The organism is Microbacterium pratiae, assembly GCF_047302165.1.
GTDB lineage: Bacteria > Actinomycetota > Actinomycetes > Actinomycetales > Microbacteriaceae > Microbacterium.
Genome location: NZ_CP154843.1, coordinates 24,968 through 41,087, shown reverse-complemented (window position 1 = coordinate 41,087; position 16,120 = coordinate 24,968). Strand labels below are relative to the sequence as shown.

General features: G+C 72.0%; 16 protein-coding genes. 13 read left to right on the top strand and 3 right to left on the bottom strand.

Going from position 1 to position 16,120, the window contains the following annotated elements:
* Positions 1–12: 12 nt before the first annotated feature.
* Together rpsI and glmM are read left to right on the top strand one after the other, a co-directional pair.
* A complete protein-coding gene (gene rpsI, locus AA0Y20_RS00175; RefSeq protein WP_412936430.1) occupies positions 13–504 on the top strand; it encodes a 30S ribosomal protein S9 in 492 nt (163 codons plus the stop codon).
* A gap of 5 nt (positions 505–509) precedes the next feature.
* Positions 510–1,871: a phosphoglucosamine mutase gene (gene glmM / locus AA0Y20_RS00170; protein ID WP_412936427.1), complete on the top strand. Its 1,362-nt coding sequence runs from the start codon at positions 510–512 to the stop codon at positions 1,869–1,871.
* On the opposite strand, the gene AA0Y20_RS00165 is transcribed toward glmM, so the two are convergent.
* Positions 1,864–3,087 carry an NAD(P)/FAD-dependent oxidoreductase gene (locus AA0Y20_RS00165; RefSeq protein WP_412936424.1) on the bottom strand — a complete coding sequence of 408 codons (1,224 nt, stop codon included), beginning with the start codon at positions 3,085–3,087 and terminating at the stop codon, positions 1,864–1,866. The two genes, glmM and AA0Y20_RS00165, sit on opposite strands and share 8 nt — an antisense overlap.
* Positions 3,088–3,312: 225 nt before the next feature.
* On the opposite strand from AA0Y20_RS00165, the gene AA0Y20_RS00160 reads away from it, so the two are divergent.
* A complete protein-coding gene (locus AA0Y20_RS00160) occupies positions 3,313–4,971 on the top strand; it encodes a hypothetical protein (protein WP_412936421.1) in 1,659 nt (552 codons plus the stop codon).
* Positions 4,972–4,978: 7 nt separating this feature from the next.
* On the opposite strand, the gene AA0Y20_RS00155 is transcribed toward AA0Y20_RS00160, so the two are convergent.
* Positions 4,979–5,923, bottom strand: a complete 945-nt coding sequence (locus tag AA0Y20_RS00155) for a Ppx/GppA phosphatase family protein (protein WP_412936419.1) — start codon at positions 5,921–5,923, stop codon at positions 4,979–4,981.
* Positions 5,924–5,988: 65 nt separating this feature from the next.
* Here AA0Y20_RS00155 and coaA point away from each other — a divergent pair, with 65 nt between their 5' ends.
* From coaA to AA0Y20_RS00105, 10 genes are all read left to right on the top strand, one after another.
* A complete protein-coding gene (gene coaA / locus AA0Y20_RS00150) occupies positions 5,989–6,945 on the top strand; it encodes a type I pantothenate kinase (protein ID WP_412936417.1) in 957 nt (318 codons plus the stop codon).
* A gap of 94 nt (positions 6,946–7,039) precedes the next feature.
* Complete coding sequence (locus AA0Y20_RS00145; RefSeq protein ID WP_412936414.1) at positions 7,040–8,251, top strand: esterase/lipase family protein; 1,212 nt, start codon at positions 7,040–7,042, stop codon at positions 8,249–8,251.
* Positions 8,252–8,311: 60 nt separating this feature from the next.
* On the top strand, positions 8,312–10,162 hold the full coding sequence (glmS, locus tag AA0Y20_RS00140) for a glutamine--fructose-6-phosphate transaminase (isomerizing) (protein ID WP_412936412.1): 1,851 nt from the start codon (positions 8,312–8,314) through the stop codon (positions 10,160–10,162).
* A gap of 25 nt (positions 10,163–10,187) precedes the next feature.
* On the top strand, positions 10,188–10,544 hold the full coding sequence (locus tag AA0Y20_RS00135; protein ID WP_412936410.1) for a holo-ACP synthase: 357 nt from the start codon (positions 10,188–10,190) through the stop codon (positions 10,542–10,544).
* The gene (gene alr, locus AA0Y20_RS00130; RefSeq protein WP_412936407.1) at positions 10,541–11,674 is read left to right on the top strand and encodes an alanine racemase; all 1,134 of its coding nucleotides are present in this window, start codon (positions 10,541–10,543) and stop codon (positions 11,672–11,674) included. The genes AA0Y20_RS00135 and alr overlap by 4 nt, the downstream gene beginning before the upstream one ends.
* On the top strand, positions 11,674–12,177 hold the full coding sequence (gene tsaE / locus AA0Y20_RS00125) for a tRNA (adenosine(37)-N6)-threonylcarbamoyltransferase complex ATPase subunit type 1 TsaE (RefSeq protein ID WP_064955364.1): 504 nt from the start codon (positions 11,674–11,676) through the stop codon (positions 12,175–12,177). Before alr ends, tsaE begins: the two co-directional genes overlap by 1 nt.
* A 36-nt stretch (positions 12,178–12,213) precedes the next feature.
* Entirely contained in the window at positions 12,214–12,876 is a 663-nt protein-coding gene (gene tsaB / locus AA0Y20_RS00120; RefSeq protein ID WP_412936404.1) for a tRNA (adenosine(37)-N6)-threonylcarbamoyltransferase complex dimerization subunit type 1 TsaB, read from the top strand.
* Complete coding sequence (gene rimI, locus AA0Y20_RS00115; RefSeq protein ID WP_412936401.1) at positions 12,873–13,340, top strand: ribosomal protein S18-alanine N-acetyltransferase; 468 nt, start codon at positions 12,873–12,875, stop codon at positions 13,338–13,340. The genes tsaB and rimI overlap by 4 nt, the downstream gene beginning before the upstream one ends.
* Positions 13,337–14,404: a tRNA (adenosine(37)-N6)-threonylcarbamoyltransferase complex transferase subunit TsaD gene (gene tsaD / locus AA0Y20_RS00110; RefSeq protein WP_412936398.1), complete on the top strand. Its 1,068-nt coding sequence runs from the start codon at positions 13,337–13,339 to the stop codon at positions 14,402–14,404. The genes rimI and tsaD overlap by 4 nt, the downstream gene beginning before the upstream one ends.
* A complete protein-coding gene (locus AA0Y20_RS00105; RefSeq protein WP_412936396.1) occupies positions 14,401–14,865 on the top strand; it encodes a hypothetical protein in 465 nt (154 codons plus the stop codon). The genes tsaD and AA0Y20_RS00105 overlap by 4 nt, the downstream gene beginning before the upstream one ends.
* Here AA0Y20_RS00105 and AA0Y20_RS00100 read toward each other — a convergent pair.
* Positions 14,841–16,070 (bottom strand): THUMP-like domain-containing protein, encoded by a 1,230-nt coding sequence (locus AA0Y20_RS00100; protein WP_412936393.1) that lies wholly within the window; start codon positions 16,068–16,070, stop codon positions 14,841–14,843. The two genes, AA0Y20_RS00105 and AA0Y20_RS00100, sit on opposite strands and share 25 nt — an antisense overlap.
* Between the last annotated feature and the right edge of the window lie 50 nt (positions 16,071–16,120).

Sequence of the window (16,120 nt, the reverse complement as noted above, 5' to 3'; positions counted from 1 at the left end):
AAGGAAACACTGATGGCGAAGATCGCTGACTCCCTCGAGGAGACCCCCCAGAACTACTCGACCGAGACGCCCGCCTCGGAGGCCGCAGCCGCCTCCGCGCCGCGTCCCGTCCTGTCGGTCCCCGGCGCTGCCGTGGGTCGCCGCAAGCAGGCCATCGCCCGCGTGCGCCTCGTTCCCGGCTCGGGCACGATCACGGTCAACGGCCGCACGATCGAGGACTACTTCCCGAACAAGCTGCACCAGCAGTTGATCAACGACCCGTTCACGGTGCTCGAGCTCGCCGGCTCGTACGACGTGATCGCGCGCATCTCCGGCGGTGGCCCCTCGGGTCAGGCCGGCGCGCTGCGCCTCGGCATCGCCCGTGCGCTGAACGAGATCGACGCTGAGAACAACCGCCCGACCCTGAAGAAGGCCGGCTTCCTCTCGCGCGACGCTCGCGTCAAGGAGCGCAAGAAGGCCGGTCTCAAGAAGGCCCGTAAGGCTCCTCAGTACTCGAAGCGTTAAGCTCCGTGGCGCTGTTCGGTACGGACGGTGTGCGGGGGCTGGCCAACGGCCCCCTCACCGCCGAACTCGCACTCACCCTGGCCCAGGCGACTGCCGTCGTCCTGGGCCAGGGCCGTATCGCCGAGGCGCGCAAGGCCTCCGGCAAGCGGCTGACGGCGGTCGTGGCGCGTGACCCCCGCGTCTCGGGAGAGTTCCTCTCGGCCGCTGTCGCGGCGGGGCTCGCCTCCTCGGGCGTCGACGTGCTCGATGCGGGCGTCCTGCCGACTCCGGCGGCGGCCTTCCTCGTGGGTGACATCGACGCCGACTTCGGCGTCATGGTCTCCGCGTCGCACAACCCCGCCCCCGACAACGGCATCAAGATCTTCGCGCGCGGCGGCGTCAAGCTCCCCGACGAGGTCGAGCGTCGTATCGAAGAGGCCCTGAGCGGTCCCAAGCTCCAGCCCACGGGTGCCGATGTCGGACGCATCCGCGTGTTCGCCGACGCCGAGGACCGCTACGTCGTCCATCTGCTCGGTTCGCTCCCGCACACTCTCGACGGCATCCACGTCGTCATCGACTGCGCACACGGCGCGGCATCCGGGGTCTCGCCGCAGACGTTCCGCGACGCCGGCGCGAAGGTCACCGTCATCGGGGCCGACCCCGACGGCCTCAACATCAACGACGGTGTCGGCTCGACCCACCTCGACCGCGTGGCGGCCGAGGTGATCCGCACGGGCGCCGACATCGGCATCGCCCATGACGGCGACGCCGATCGCTGCCTCGCGGTCGACGCCGACGGCCGTGTGATCGACGGCGACCAGATCATGGCCATCCTCGCGGTGGCGATGAAGCAGCGGGGACGCCTTCCCTTCAACACGCTCGTCGCGACCGTCATGAGCAACCTCGGTCTGCACCGGGCGATGGCCGACCACGGAATCGCCGTCGAGCAGACCGCCGTCGGCGACCGCTACGTGCTCGAACGGATGAACCAGGGCCGATTCGGACTCGGCGGCGAGCAGAGCGGGCACGTCATCATGAGTCGCTACGCGACGACCGGCGACGGCCTGCTGACCGGTCTGCACCTCGCTGCGGAGATGGCGCGTCAGGGCAAGACGGCGGCCGAGCTCGCATCCGTCATGACGGTGTACCCGCAGGTGCTCGTCAACGTCCGCGGCGTCGATCGCGAGCGGGTCGCCAGCGACGAAGGGCTTCAGGATGCCGTCGCCGCGGCGACCGCTCGACTCGGCGACTCCGGTCGCGTGCTGCTGCGCGCGTCGGGGACCGAGCCGCTCGTGCGCGTCATGGTCGAGGCGACCACGGCGGACGAGGCTCGCACGATCGCGGACGATCTCGCCGCCGTCGTGGCCGACCGCCTCGCCCTCAGCTGATCCGGCCGCGGAGCTCCGCCTCGTCGCTCGGCCTGTCGGCGAGCACGAGGCGCGCCGCGTCGGTGGCGTCGGCGACGTTCCACAGGAGCACGCCGACCGGGGTACCGCTCTCGTCGCGGTAGTACACCACCGTCCGGGGCCCGGAATCGTCGTCCCCGATCTCCACGACGAGCGGGTCGAGGTCGGGGTCGAGTGTCCCGATCGCCTCCCATCGCACGCCGAACACCTGCGAGTAGAAGTACGGGGTATGCCGGTAAGCCTGGCCGCTGCCCGCCATCGCGCGCCCCGCCGACCGGCCCATCTCCTGAGCGTTGTCGACGTGCTCGACGCGGGTGCGACCGAGCAGGCGATCGGGGTACGAGGCGATGTCTCCGGCGGCCCAGATCGCGTCGTCGTTCGTGGCGAGGAACTCGTCGACCACGACTCCGTCGTCGACCGCGAGGCCGGCGTGCTCCGCGAGGTCGGTCACGGGCGAGACGCCGAGTCCGAGTACGACCGCGTCACCCCGCAGTCGCGTTCCATCATCGAGAACGACGTCGAGTCCGGCGTCGAGAACGACGCCGGGGGCCCCCGCAGCATCCCGCGCCACCACCTCGTCTACCCGCCGGTGAGGGACGAGGTGCACGCCGGCGTCGCGGAACAGCGCCTCGTACCGTTCGGCGAGCTGCCGCGGGAACGTGCCGTCGCCCAGCGTGGCGCTCGGGAAGACCAGATCGACCGTGACATCGTTCTGCACGAGGGCTGCCGCGAGCTCGGCGCCGATGTAGCCGCCGCCGACGACGACGATCCGTGCCCCCTCCACGGCGACCTCGCGCAGTCGGCGGTAGTCGTCGGCGGACCGGAAGAAGAGCACGCGGTCGCTCTCGGGCGCGTCGACCTCGTGCGGACGCGAACCGGTCGCGAGCAGCAGGCGGCGATAGCCGACGCGTTCCCCGTCGCCGATCTCGACGGTGCGCCCGTCGCGGTCGATCGCCGTCACGACGGTCTCCAGCCGGATCTCGGCGCCGGTGTCGTCGGCTGTGCCGAGCGGCACCTGATCCCACGTGAAGTCCGGATCGGTCCATAGCTTCTTCGTGAGCGCCGGACGGGTGTACGGCTCGTCGACGTCGGCGCTGAGGATGCCGATCGTGCCGCTGCCGTCGAGTTCTCGGATGCCGCGCGCGGCGGCGTCGGCGACCATGCCGCCGCCGACGATCAGATAGTCGTAGCTCTGCATCCGGCCACGGTAGAGGCGGGGGCGAGCCGATCCCACCGCGTGCTGTCGCGTCCGGTGCCGCGTATGATGTGCCGCGCTTCGTCACATCGTCGCCGCTTCGATTCGCTAGGATTTCGGCCGGTGCGGCATGGGCCCACCGAAGTCGAGGGGGCGGATGTGAGCCGGGGGCGAACATCGCGACATCGAGCGCGGGTTCGTCCGGGCGTCGCGATCTGGTGGGATGCCGTGTCGAGCGGCCGATTCTTCACGATGTGGAGCGCCCTCGTCGCCTTGCCCGTCTCCGCCCTGGTGCTCGCGCCCTACGCGACCGTCGACACCCCGCTCGAGCTGCTGTGGGCGCAGCTCTCGGGCCTGATCGTCGCCGCTCTGCTGGTGACCGCCCTGGTGCCCGTCGCGATGGCGGAGCGATGGATACCGTGGCGTGCGGCTCGTGGCGTGCTCGTGCTGAGTGCACTCCTCGTCGCCGCGGTGTCGCGCCCCTTCCTCAACGACGCGCTGGCCGTCGGCGTGTTCGGCCTCGGATCCGATCCGGCGTGGAGCGAACGCATCGTCACCAACATCATCGCGTGGGTCAGTGTGCTGTCACTCGTGGCCGTCACCGAGCAGCTCTATGCGAGCTCGAGGACCGCGCGGTCGCGTCTCGCCGGCGCCCTGCGGACGGTGACGGACGAGCAGCGCCGTGCCGGTCGATACGAACGGGAGTCGCGGGAGTTCCTCGCGGCCGAGATCAGCGCCCTGCGGAGCGCGCTGACGGCCCTCATCGCGTCCCCCCTCGACTTCGAGCGTGTGCGTGGATTCTCCGACGATGTCCGCTCGGTCAGCCACCGGGCCCGAGAGCGCGCCGGGCTCGAGCTGATCGAGGTCCTTCCCGACCGTGCCGCGCCGACGGCGCTCGACGCGGCGCGGACCGTCTTCGAGCGACTGCGACCGCCCGCGCCCGGACTCGTCGGGGCCATCTTCGCCGCCGGAAGCGCCCCGTTCGCGCTGCGCACCGAGGGCCCCGTTTTCGCGGTGGTGCTCGTCGCCGGTGTCTTCGCGCTGTGCCTCTCGATGGATCGGCTCACGCGCATCGCGATCCGTCGCTGCTCGCCCCGCCGGCGCGGCATCCGCCTCGTCGCGATCTGGCTCGGGGCGGGGATCGTCGTGGCGGCGGTCGCCGCCGTGATCGTGGGGGAGCCCAGCTTCATTCCCCTCATCCCCGCGGTCGCGCTGCCGGGCATCGCGGTCGTCGCAGCCCTGTGCGCCGAGGCGGTCCACCGGGGCCGGGTCGAGACGCGTCGGCTGGGCCGTGCGCTGCAAGCGGTCGTGCGCTCGGCCGCAGACCAGGCTTCCGCCACGCGACAGGACCTGTCCCACGCCTCCGACGTGCTGCACAGCCGGATCCAGGGCACCTGCGTGATCCTCGCGGCTCGTGTCGACGACGAGGTCGTGACCGCAGCCGACATCCACGACTTCGAGGTGGCGGTCGGCTTGGGGCTGTCCGACGCGCTCGGCACCGATCGTTCGGCGATGGCGAGGTCGGCCGACCTCGCGGAGACCGTCGCGATCTGGGGACCCGTGCTCACGGTCTCGTCCGCCGTGGATCCGGTCGCCACGAGCGCCATGTCGGACGCCCTCGTGACGACGCGCGTCGTCGCCGTCGTCGCGGAGGGGCTCGTGAACGCGGTCAAGCACGCCGCGGCCCGGTCGGCGGCCATCGAGGTGAGCGGTGCCGCCGACGGGGCGTCGCTGTCCGTCCGTGTGCGCACCCCCGGCAGGCTCCGCGGCGACGCCGGCACGGCAGGCCTCGGCCTCGCCGGACTCGGGCCGTCCGCGCGGGTGTTCCAGAACGGCGGCGACGTCGTGCTCGAAGCATCGGTGCCGATCGGCGCGGCCGTCGCGTGATCGAGGCTCAGGGCCGCGGGGCACTCCAGGACAGCGACTCGATGTAGCGCAGGAGCACGCCCTCGCGCAGAGCCCACGGCGAGACCTCGAGCTCGTCGACGTCGAAGGCGCGCATGGCCTCGTGCAGCACGACGGCGCCCGCGACGATCTGGAACGTGCGATCGGCCGTGATCCCGGGAAGCTCCTGCCGAGCGGATGCCGGGATGCGCGCGAGCCGCGGGATCCACGATCCGAGCGCCGAACGCGGCAGCGTCATCCGTTCGATCCCCGACCAGCCCGGAACCGGGTACCCGGCGAGCTTGGCGAGCGATCGGATCGTCTTGGACGAGCCGACGACGTGATCGGGCCGGGGACCGTCCGACATCGAGGCGACCACGGGCGCGAGCGTCGCACGCGCGTGCTCGCGCAGGGCTTCGACAGCCGCCTCGCCCGGGGGATCGGCGGGCAGGAACTGCACCGTCATCCGCCCCGCGCCCAGCGGCACGGAGGCGGCGGTGTCGGGCAGCTCATCGCTGCCGGCGGCGATCTCGAGCGATCCGCCGCCGATGTCGAAGAGCAGGATCTCGCCAGCGGACCAGCCGAACCACCGACGGACGGCGAGGAAGGTGAAACGCGCCTCGGACTCCCCGCCGAGCACCTGCAGGTCCTGACCGAGGGCCTGCTCGATCGCCGCGATCACCTGCGGTCCGTTCGTCGCGTCGCGCACGGCGCTCGTGGCGGTCGCCAGGAGCTCGGCGACGTTCTCGGTGCGCGACACCGCGACCGCCTCGGTCACCGCCGCGACCAATGCTCGAACGCCTTCGTCGCTGATCGACCCGTCCGGTTCGAGGTAGCGCATGAGCCGCAGCACCGTCCGCTTGCTCGTCCGGGCCAGCGGACGCCCGCCGGGACGGACATCGGCGACGAGCAGGTGGACGGTGTTCGAACCGATGTCGAGGACTCCCAGACGCACAGGTTCACAGTAGTGGCAGGCCCCACGCTCCGGCGGAGCGGCGCGTGGGGACTACGATGAGCGCGATGTCCCCTGAAGATGTGCAGGCGCTGACGCCGCTCGCCCCCGCGCTGTACCGCGAGATCGACCGTGCCGACTGGTCCCGTCTCGCCGCGGGGGTGACTCAGCCGCTGACCGAGACCGAGATCGTCCAGCTCCGTGGTCTCGGCGACCGGATGGACCTCGGCGAGGTGTCGCAGGTCTACCTTCCCCTTAGCAGGCTGCTCTCGCTGTACGCGAGCGCGACCCGCCGTCTCGGTGCCGACACCGACGCCTTCCTCGGCGAGGAGGACAGCACGACGCCCTTCGTCGTCGGCGTGGCCGGCTCGGTGGCCGTCGGCAAGTCGACCGTCGCCCGCCTGCTCCGCGAGCTGATGAGCCGCTGGCCGGGCACGCCCCGCGTCGAGCTCGTCACGACCGACGGGTTCCTCTACCCCAACGCCGAACTCGAGCGCCGCGGCCTCATGTCGCGCAAGGGTTTCCCGGAGAGCTACGACCGTCGCGCGCTGATCGAGTTCCTGACCGAGGTCAAGTCGGGCGCCCCCGAGGTGCACGCCCCGTTCTACTCGCACATGCGATACGACATCGTCCCCGACGCGCAGATCACCGTGCGGCGTCCCGACGTCGTGATCGTGGAGGGCCTCAACGTGCTGGCGCCGCCGCCCGCGCCGCACGAGGTGGCCGTCAGCGACATGTTCGACTTCTCGATCTACGTCGACGCGGATGCCGAGCACATCAGCCGCTGGTACGTCGACCGCTTCATGGCGCTCAAGGCGGGGGCGTTCAACAACCCCTCGTCGTACTTCAAGACATTCGCCGACCTCGATGACGACGAGGCAGCCGTCATGGCCCGGGGCTTCTGGAACGACATCAACCTCCCGAACCTGGTCGAGAACGTTCTGCCGACGAAGCACCGCGCGACGTTGATCCTCCACAAGGGTGCATCGCACGCGGTGGAACGGGTGCTTCTGCGCAAGGTCTGACCGTCCCCGCACCGGCGTTCTGTCAGCGAGCGCCCGCTAAGCTCCGGTGTTCTTCGTTACGCACCCGTCATCGCAACCTGCTAGGTATGAATCCATGGAACTGGGGCGGCGCTCGCGCGCGCTCGTGCGCGTCATGGCACCCGTGCGCTCGCGGGTGCGACGACGGCGTTCCCGGTGGCGAGCGCTCGTCGCCCTGAGCACGGTCGTCGTGCTCGCCGCGACCGCGACCCTCGCCCCCGCCGCGGCGTCGTCGGCGTTCGCCCCGGCGGGATCGGGTCCCGCGGCCGCGTTCGCCGATCGTGTCGTGCGGTTCAGTCAGCAGGGAGAACCGGACTCGCGGGCCGTGCTGCTCGTCCACGGCTGGCTCAGCACCGTCCTGCCCGAGGGCGATGGCGGGCGCTCGTACGCCCGGTCGCCATTCTCGCGCCCGGTGCAGTGGCGCGACGGATCGGGCGCCCCGGTGGCGCGCGGCATGACCGCGTCGCTGCAGGAGCGGCTCGACGCGCAGCCCGGCCTCGCGGTGTACGCGTTCGATTACTCCGCGAACTCGGCGGGCTGGGTCGGGTCGAACGGGTCGGCCGACAACCTCGCGGCGGCCATCCGCTCGATCGCGGACAGCGTCCACGGCCCGGTCGACATCGTGACGCATTCGATGGGCGGCCTCGCGCTCCGGTACGCGTTGCGCGACGACCCCGGCATCGCCGCGCTGATCGGCGAGGTCGTCACCGTCGCCGCCCCCTCGCAGGGGTCCGACATCGCCAACGTCGCGGTCGACATCGCCGCGGCGATCCGCGCGACGATGTCGACGGTGCCCGTGCTGCAGAACCTCGTGCTGCCGTGGATCGGTGCGGTCTGCAACAACCAGCTCGCCACCGACGCGAGCGGTGGATGCGACCTGCCGCCCGTCATCCGGACGGGGATCGCCGCGCTCGGGCCGGCCGGCACAGCCCTGCGCGCGGGCTCCGCCGACCTCGCCGACCTGCCGGATTGGCCCGCGGGACTGCACGTGCATGCGATCGCGGCGTCGGCCGTCCTCACGATGCCGTTGCCGACGGGGAGGATCGGCGAGGCCCGTCTCGGCGACGGCCTCGTCGCCGAGGACTCCGCGCTCGCCGGCGCGAGCGAGACCACCGTCGTCACATGCCGGACGGATCTGCCGCCCGGTGCGGAGGGGATCGGCATGATCCTGTCGGGCGAGGTCGCCGCGCCGCCGTTCGGCGGGGCCTGCGGACACGACGCGATCTTCTCGAACCTCGAGGTCGTCGACGCCGTCCTCGCCGCGCTGCGCGACCCCGTGCCTGCCTGAACACGAGCGCGGCTGGGCTGAACACGAGCGCGGCTGGGCTCCCGATCTAGGATGGAGCCCATGTGCGGAATCATCGGCTACGTGGGCCCCCGTCCCTCGCAGGACATCCTCATCTCGGGTCTCGCCCGTCTCGAGTACCGCGGTTACGACTCGGCCGGCATCGCCGTCGTCGACGGCGAAGGCGGCCTCGGTACGCGCAAGCGCGCCGGCAAGCTCCAGGTGCTGCGCGACGACCTCGCCGCTCATCCGCTCGCCGACGGGACGACCGGAATCGGTCACACGCGGTGGGCGACCCACGGCGGCCCGACCGACGCCAACGCGCACCCCCACCTCGCCGACGACGACAAGCTCGCCGTCATCCACAACGGCATTATCGAGAACTTCTCCGAGCTGAAGTCCGAGCTCGTCGCCGAGGGGTACACCTTCCGCAGCGAGACCGACACCGAGGTCGCCGCCGTGCTGCTCGGTCGCGAGTACCAGGCATACGGCGATCTCATCGAGGCGTTCCGCGCAACGGTGTCGCGCCTCGAGGGGGCCTTCACGCTCCTGGCCCTGCATCGCGACCAGCCCGGCCTCGTCGTCGGCGCCCGGCGCAACTCGCCGCTGGTGATCGGCCTCGGCGACGGCGAGAACTTCCTCGGCTCCGACGTCGCCGCGTTCGTCGAGCACACCCGCCACGCCCTCGCGATCGGGCAGGACCAGATCGTCGCGATCACCCCGCAAGAGGTGACGGTCACCGACTTCTCGGGCGACGCCGTCGAGGTCGAGCCCTTCGAGGTCGTCTGGGACGCGGCCGCCGCCGACAAGGGCGGCTGGTCGTCCTTCATGGCGAAGGAGGTCTCCGAAGAGCCCGAAGCCGTCGCCAACACGATCCGCGGCCGCGTGCACCACGGTCTCGTGCAGATCCCCGAGCTCGACGGCCTCGACGAGCTGTTCACCGGCATCGACCGCATCATCGTCATCGCATGCGGCACCGCCGCCTATGCCGGCATGGTCGGCAAGTACGCCCTCGAGCAGTGGGCTCGCGTGCCCGTCGACGTCGAGCTCGCCCACGAGTTCCGCTACCGCGACCCCGTCATCGGCCCCCGCACCCTCGTGGTGTCGATCAGTCAGTCGGGCGAGACGATGGACACGCTCATGGCGGTCAAGTACGCGCGCGAGGCGGGTGCGAAGACGCTCTCGATCTGCAACACGCAGGGGGCGACGATCCCGCGCGAGTCCGATGCGATCGTCTACACGCACGCCGGCCCCGAGGTCGCGGTCGCCTCGACCAAGGCGTTCGTCGCGCAGATCACGGCGCTGTACCTGCTGGCGCTCCACGTCGGCCGCGTGCGCGGCGCGCTGAGCGACGAGGCGATCGCCGAGCAGGTGGCCCAGCTCGAGGCGGTGCCCGAGAAGATCGCGCGCGTCCTGGCGGGCGAGCAGGAGCACATCGAGCAGTTCGCCCACTGGATGGCCGACACCCGCTCGGTGATCTTCCTCGGTCGTCACGTCGGCTACCCGATCGCGCTCGAGGGCGCGCTCAAGCTCAAGGAGATCTCGTACATCCACGCCGAGGGCTTCGCGGCGGGCGAGCTCAAGCACGGCCCGATCGCTCTCATCGAGCCCGGTCAGCCGGTGTTCGTGATGGTGCCCTCGCCGACGAGCTCGCCGCTGCTGCACGCCAAGGTCGTCTCCAACATCCAGGAGATCCGCGCCCGCGGTGCCCGCATCATCGCGGTGGCCGAAGAAGGGGATGCCGCTGTGCTCCCGTTCGCCGACGAGGTGCTGCGCATCCCGCTGGCCGAGCCGCTGTTCGAGCCGCTCCTGGCGGTCGTGCCGCTGCACATCTTCGCCATGGGTCTCGCGACCGCCAAGGGCCTCGACGTCGACCAGCCGCGCAACCTCGCCAAGTCGGTCACGGTCGAGTGAGCCGGTCCGGGCGGAAGGGGATGCCGTGATCGTCGGCATCGGCGTCGACCTGGTCGACGTGCCGCGCTTCGAGCGCTCGATCGAGCGGACGCCCCGCCTGCTCGACAGGCTCTTCTCGCCCGCCGAGCGCGCGCTCAAACCGCGCTCGCTCGCGGCCCGGTACGCGGCCAAAGAGGCTCTGATCAAAGCGCTCGGGGGTTCCGAGGGCGTCCACTGGGTCGACATCGAGGTGGCGTCCGAGGCGTCGGGGCGACCGGTGTTCGCGCTCTCCGGCGAGACGGCGGCGACGGTCGCCGGGCGAGGCGTGACCGCGGTGCACCTGTCGCTGTCGCACGACGCGAACCTCGCGACGGCGTACGTCATCGCCGAGGCGGCGTCGTGACCGTGCGGCCGCTGCGCGAGGCCCTCGTCGACGTCGACGCCATCGAGCACAACGTCCGGCATCTCCGTCGCCTCGTTCAGACCGACGTCCTCGCGGTCGTCAAAGCCGACGGATACGGCCACGGCGCGGTCCGCGCGGCCACGGCGGCTCTGGCGGGCGGTGCGACGCGGCTCGGGGTCGCCGACATCGCCGAGGCGATCGCGCTCCGCCGGGCCGGGATCACGGCCCCCATCGTGGCCTGGCTCCACGGTCCCCACGCCGACTTCCGCGAAGCGGCGGAGCACGGCGTCGAGCTCGGCATCTCGAGCCTCGCTCAGCTCCAGGCGGCTGCGTCCGCGGCATCCGGCGGGCAGCCGGTCGGCGTGCACCTCAAAGTCGAGACCGGGCTCGGGCGCAACGGGGTCGAGCCCCGCGAGTGGCAACGCGTCTGCGCTGAAGCGGCTCGACTCGAGCGCATCGGCCAGGTGCGGATCGTCGGAGTCTTCAGTCACCTGTCGAACACGACCCTCGACGACGACCGCGCAGCCCTGGCCCGGTTCCACGACGCGTTGGCGGAGGCGGCTGACGCGGGAGTCCACCCGACGCTGCGCCACATCGCCGCATCGAACGCGGCGATCGCGCTGCCCGAGGCGCGACTGGACTGCGTGCGGCTGGGGCTGGGGATCTACGGTCTGTCGCCCCTGGCCGGCCGGTCGTCGGCCGACCTCGGCCTCCAACCCGCGATGACGCTGCGCACCTCGGTCGCCGCCGTGCGCCGCGTGCCGGCCGGGCACGGGGTGTCGTACGGGTACACGCATCGCACCGCGAGCGAGACGACGCTCGCCCTGATCCCCCTCGGCTACGCCGACGGCGTTCCGCGGCAGGCCTCGGGCCGCGGACCGGTGGTGATCGGCGGCCGACGGTTCACCGTGGCGGGGCGTATCGCGATGGACCAGTTCGTCGTCGACGTCGGCGACGCCGAGGTGTCGGTCGGGGACGAGGTGGTCCTCTTCGGCGACCCCACGCTGGGGTTCCCGGCCGCGGCCGACTGGGGAGATGCGGCCGACACGATCGACTACGAGATCGTCACGCGGATCGGCCCTCGCGTGCACCGCACGACGGTATCGTCCGACATGACGGGAGGTCGGTGATGAGCGGGATCGACGAGTATCTGGGTGAGCGCGAGGTGACCTCGGCCGACGAGATGGAAGCCTGGGGGAGGGAGATCGGTTCGCGGCTCCGCGCGGGTGACCTCGTCGTGCTGACCGGGCCCCTCGGCGCAGGCAAGACGACGCTGACCCGTGGCATCGGCGCCGGCCTGGGCGTACGCGGGCCCATCCAGAGCCCGACCTTCGTCATCGCGCGCACCCATCCCTCGCTCGTCGACGGGCCGCCGCTGATCCACGTCGACGCCTATCGTCTCGGCTCGCCCGCCGAGCTGTCGGACCTCGACCTCGATCTCGACGCCAGCGTCACGATCGTCGAGTGGGGCCACGGCATGGTCGACGGGCTGCGCGAGAGCTGGTGGGAGATCGAGCTCGAACGGGGCTGGAGCGGCACGGGCCTCGACAACGCGTGCGGCACGAGCGGTCCCGCAGCCGCCGAGATGGCCGACGCGGCCCCGCGCATCGTCACCGTCACGCGCCGGCCCTGAGCGCGCGGCATCGCGGCCCGGGCTACCCTGGGTGACGTGATTCTGGGCATCGACACCTCGATCGGCACGGCCGTCTCGATCGTCGACCTCGCGGGCCGCGTCCGGGCCGAGGCGGTCAGTCGCGATCCTCGCGGGCATGCCGAGGTCATCGGCGATCTGCTGGTGCGCGTCTTCGACGATGCCGGAGTCGGCCCCGCCGAGATCACGGCCGTCGCCGCAGGCATGGGCCCGGGGCCGTTCACGGGACTGCGGGTCGGGATCGCCGCCGCGCGGTCGTTCGCCCTCGGGCGCGGCATCCCCGTGGTCCCCGTCGCGAGCCACGATGCGGCCGCGCGTGCCCGGGTCGATCCCGCTCTCGCGACCGGAGGCGCCGCCCCCGTCGAAGGTGAGCCGATCGCGATCGTGACCGACGCCCGTCGGCGGGAGCTGGCCGTGTCGGTCTACCGCGTCGAGAACGGGATGCCGGTGCGCATCGTCGATCCGCACCTCGTGCTGCGCGCCGCGACCGAGCCTCTCGACCTGTTCGGCGCTGCCGCCGTCGAGCTGCCCGAGACGACCTCGATCAGCGCTGCCGCCCTCGCCCGCGTCGCCGCCGAGCGGCTCGCCGCGGGTGACGCCGACACGGCCGCCGTCGAGCCCCTGTATCTCCGGGCTCCGGACGTGACCGTCCCCGCGGGTCCGAAGAAGGTCGGCACGTGAGCCTCCGCGCCGCGACCGGTGACGATCTGGACGCCATCATGGCGCTCGAGGAGGCATCGTTCCCCACCGACGCGTGGAGCCGCAGCGCCATGTCCGCCGAGCTCGCGTCGCCCCATGGCCGGTACCTCGTCGACGTCGAGGACGGCCGTGTCGTCGGGTACGGCGGAGTGCGAGCCGTGTCGGGCGCAGCCGACGCCGACATCCAGACCCTCGCCCTCGATCCCTCCCACCGGGGGACGGGCCGGGGCCGCGCGCTGCTCCGCGCGCTGACGGCCGAAGCCCGCGCACGCGGCGCGCGGGAGCTCTTCCTCGAAGTGCGGGACGACAACCCCGTCGCGCAGAACCTCTATGCGTCGGAGGGATTCGTCGAGATCGCCCGGCGCCCGCGCTACTACCAGCCCGACGACGTCGACGCGATCATCATGCAACTGAACCTCCGCGATGAGGGAGGGACCGACCGATGACCAGCACCCCGAAGCCGTCCGAGCCGCTCGTCCTGGGCATCGAGACGAGCTGCGACGAGACCGGCATCGGCATCGTCCGCGGCCGCACCCTGCTCTCGAACACCATCGCGAGCTCGATGGCCGAGCACGCCCGATACGGCGGCGTCGTCCCCGAGGTCGCCGCCCGTGCGCATCTCGAGGCGCTCCAGCCGGCGATCGAGGCGGCGGTGGCCGAGGCGGGGATCACGCTGCAGGACGTCGACGCGATCGCCGTGACGAGCGGGCCGGGTCTCGCGGGCGCCCTCATGGTGGGCGTCGGTGCGGCGAAGGCCCTCGCCGTGTCGCTCGGAAAACCGCTCTACGCCGTCAATCATCTCGTGGGACACATCGCGGCCGACATCCTCACCGGCGACGACGTCGAGTACCCGACCGTCGCCCTCCTCGTCAGCGGCGGGCACACGTCGCTGCTCCTCGTCCGAGACCTCGTCTCCGATGTCGAGATGCTCGGCGAGACGATGGATGACGCAGCCGGCGAGGCGTTCGACAAGATCGCCCGCATCCTGGGCCTGCCCTACCCCGGTGGCCCCGAGATCGATCGCGCCGCAGCCGACGGAGACCCCGACGCCATCCGGTTCCCGCGCGGCCTCTCGCGGGCATCCGACATGGCCGCGCACCGGTGCGACTTCTCGTTCTCCGGGCTCAAGACCGCCGTGGCGCGCTGGGTCGAGCAGCGCGAGGCGGCCGGCGAGACCGTGCCGGTCGCCGACGTCGCGGCATCGTTCCGCGAGGCGGTCGTCGACGTCCTCGTGACCAAGGCGCTCGACGCGTGCGCCCAGCACGGCGTCCCGCGACTGCTGCTCGGCGGCGGCGTCATCGCCAATCGGCGGCTGCGCGAGGTCGCCCTCGAACGCGCCGCTGCCGCCGGCGTCGCGGTGCGCATCCCGCCGCTGAGCCTCTGCACCGACAACGGGGCGATGATCGCGGCGCTCGCCGCTCAGCTCATCGTCTCGGGCGCCGAGCCGTCCGCCCTCTCGTTCGGCGCCGACTCGACGCTCCCCGTCACCGAGATCCAGGTGCTCGGGTGAGCGACGACCGGCTGCGCAGCCGGCGCCCCGCGGTGGAGGCGCCGTCGGGCGACGTCGCGGCGGCGCCTGAGGCGGTGCCGCTCCCGGGCGGGCACCGCGGCGGATTCCAGCGCGAGTTCACGCAGCCGACGCCCCTGCAGTTCGTTCCCGAAGCCGACCGGCAGCCCGAGCCGGTGACGGCGGAACCCCGGCTCGAATGGGCGCCGGCGCCCGAGATCCTCCCGCGGTCGGGCGTGTGGGCGCTCGCCCTGGCGATCGTGGCCCTCGCGCTGTCGCTCTTCGTCGGGTGGGCGTTCCCCCTCGGCGTCGCCGCGGTCGTGATGGCGGTGCGCGCCCTCCGCCGCCCGTGGGAGAGTCGAACCGTCGCGGTGTGGGCCCTGGGGCTCGCGGCGCTGTCGATCCTGTACAGCGCGGGATGGCTCGCGTGGGCGGCGACTCAGGCGGGGCTGCTGGGCGGCTGACCCGCGCCGTCAGGCCCGTCCTCGACGCGGTCCGCGAGGACGGCGACGCGGCGGTCGCCGATGCGCGTCAGGACGAGCGTCGCCGACGCGTTCCCCGACAGCCTGAGCTTCTTGCGGAACTGCGCGGGGTCGATGTCGACGCCGCGCTTCTTGATCTCCAGGATGCCGATCCCCGCGCGCTTGACTGCGGCGTCGATGTCACGCGGCTTCAGCGGCAGCACCTCACGAACACGGAACGTCGTCGCGAACGGGCTGGTGCGTCCGGCGTCGGAGGTCATGTAGGCCGTCCCACCGACGAGCATGCCCGCGTCGAGTGAGCGGGCCACATCGCCGATGAGACGAGCGCGGATGACGGCGCCGTCGGGCTCGTGCAGGTAGGCGCCGAGCTCGCGCGGCTCGGCGTCGGCGGTGTCCTCGGGCGCCGTGAGCTCGGCGGCACGGTCGCCGCGGAGGACGAGCGCTGAACGGCGCACTCCCGCGCGTGCGAGGACACCCGACCAGACGACCAGCTCGATCGTCGAGCCGTCCGCGCTGATCCACTGTGCCTCTCCCTCCGCGGGGAGGTCCTCGCGGTCGAAGGCGGGCCCCAGCTTGATGCCGGTGGGCATGCGCCGCGCGAGGTCGAAGGCCCAGTCGAGCGCCGGCGTGTAATCGGATGCCGCGACGCGACGCGTCTCGCTGTGCCCCGAGGTGCGTCGGGCGGGATCGAGCCAGGCGGCGTCGACGCCCGCGAGGTCGGTGTCCTCGGCGCGTCCATGGCGCACCTGGGCGGAGGAGCCGAACGGGGCGAGGTTGTATGCGGCCAGGGCGGCGGTGATCTCGTCGGCGTCGACCGCGAGGACCTCGAGACCGATGCCGGCGAACCCGAGTGCGTCGCCGCCGATCCCGCAGCCGAGGTCGGCCACGCGGGTGATGCCGGCATCGCGGAACCGGCCCGCGTGGCGTGCGGCGACCGCGAGACGCGTGGCCTGCTCGAGGCCCGCCCGGGTGAAGAGCATCCGATCGGCGAACGGACCGAATTTCGCGCGTGCGCGCTCGCGCAAGCGAGCCTGGCCGACGGCAGCCGAGACGAGGTCGGGGGAGAGCCCCTCGCGCCGCAGCCGTGACACCGCGGTCGCGGCATCCGTCGTCGACGAGATGCGGAGGGAGTCGACCAGACGGAGTCCCTCGGGGGTCAGCAACGCGGAGAGCTCGGCGTGATCCACCACGACAGCCTACGGGGCGGTCCCGGCGGAAGCCGGAAGACGTTGGCACT

Coding starts and splice junctions, on each gene's coding strand:
- rpsI (WP_412936430.1), top strand. CDS start 13: ATGGCGAAGATCGCTGACTCCCTCGAGGAGACCCCCCAGAACTACTCG.
- AA0Y20_RS00165 (WP_412936424.1), bottom strand. CDS start 3,087: ATGCAGAGCTACGACTATCTGATCGTCGGCGGCGGCATGGTCGCCGAC.
- coaA (WP_412936417.1), top strand. CDS start 5,989: ATGTCCCCTGAAGATGTGCAGGCGCTGACGCCGCTCGCCCCCGCGCTG.
- AA0Y20_RS00145 (WP_412936414.1), top strand. CDS start 7,040: ATGGAACTGGGGCGGCGCTCGCGCGCGCTCGTGCGCGTCATGGCACCC.
- glmS (WP_412936412.1), top strand. CDS start 8,312: ATGTGCGGAATCATCGGCTACGTGGGCCCCCGTCCCTCGCAGGACATC.
- tsaE (WP_064955364.1), top strand. CDS start 11,674: ATGAGCGGGATCGACGAGTATCTGGGTGAGCGCGAGGTGACCTCGGCC.
- tsaD (WP_412936398.1), top strand. CDS start 13,337: ATGACCAGCACCCCGAAGCCGTCCGAGCCGCTCGTCCTGGGCATCGAG.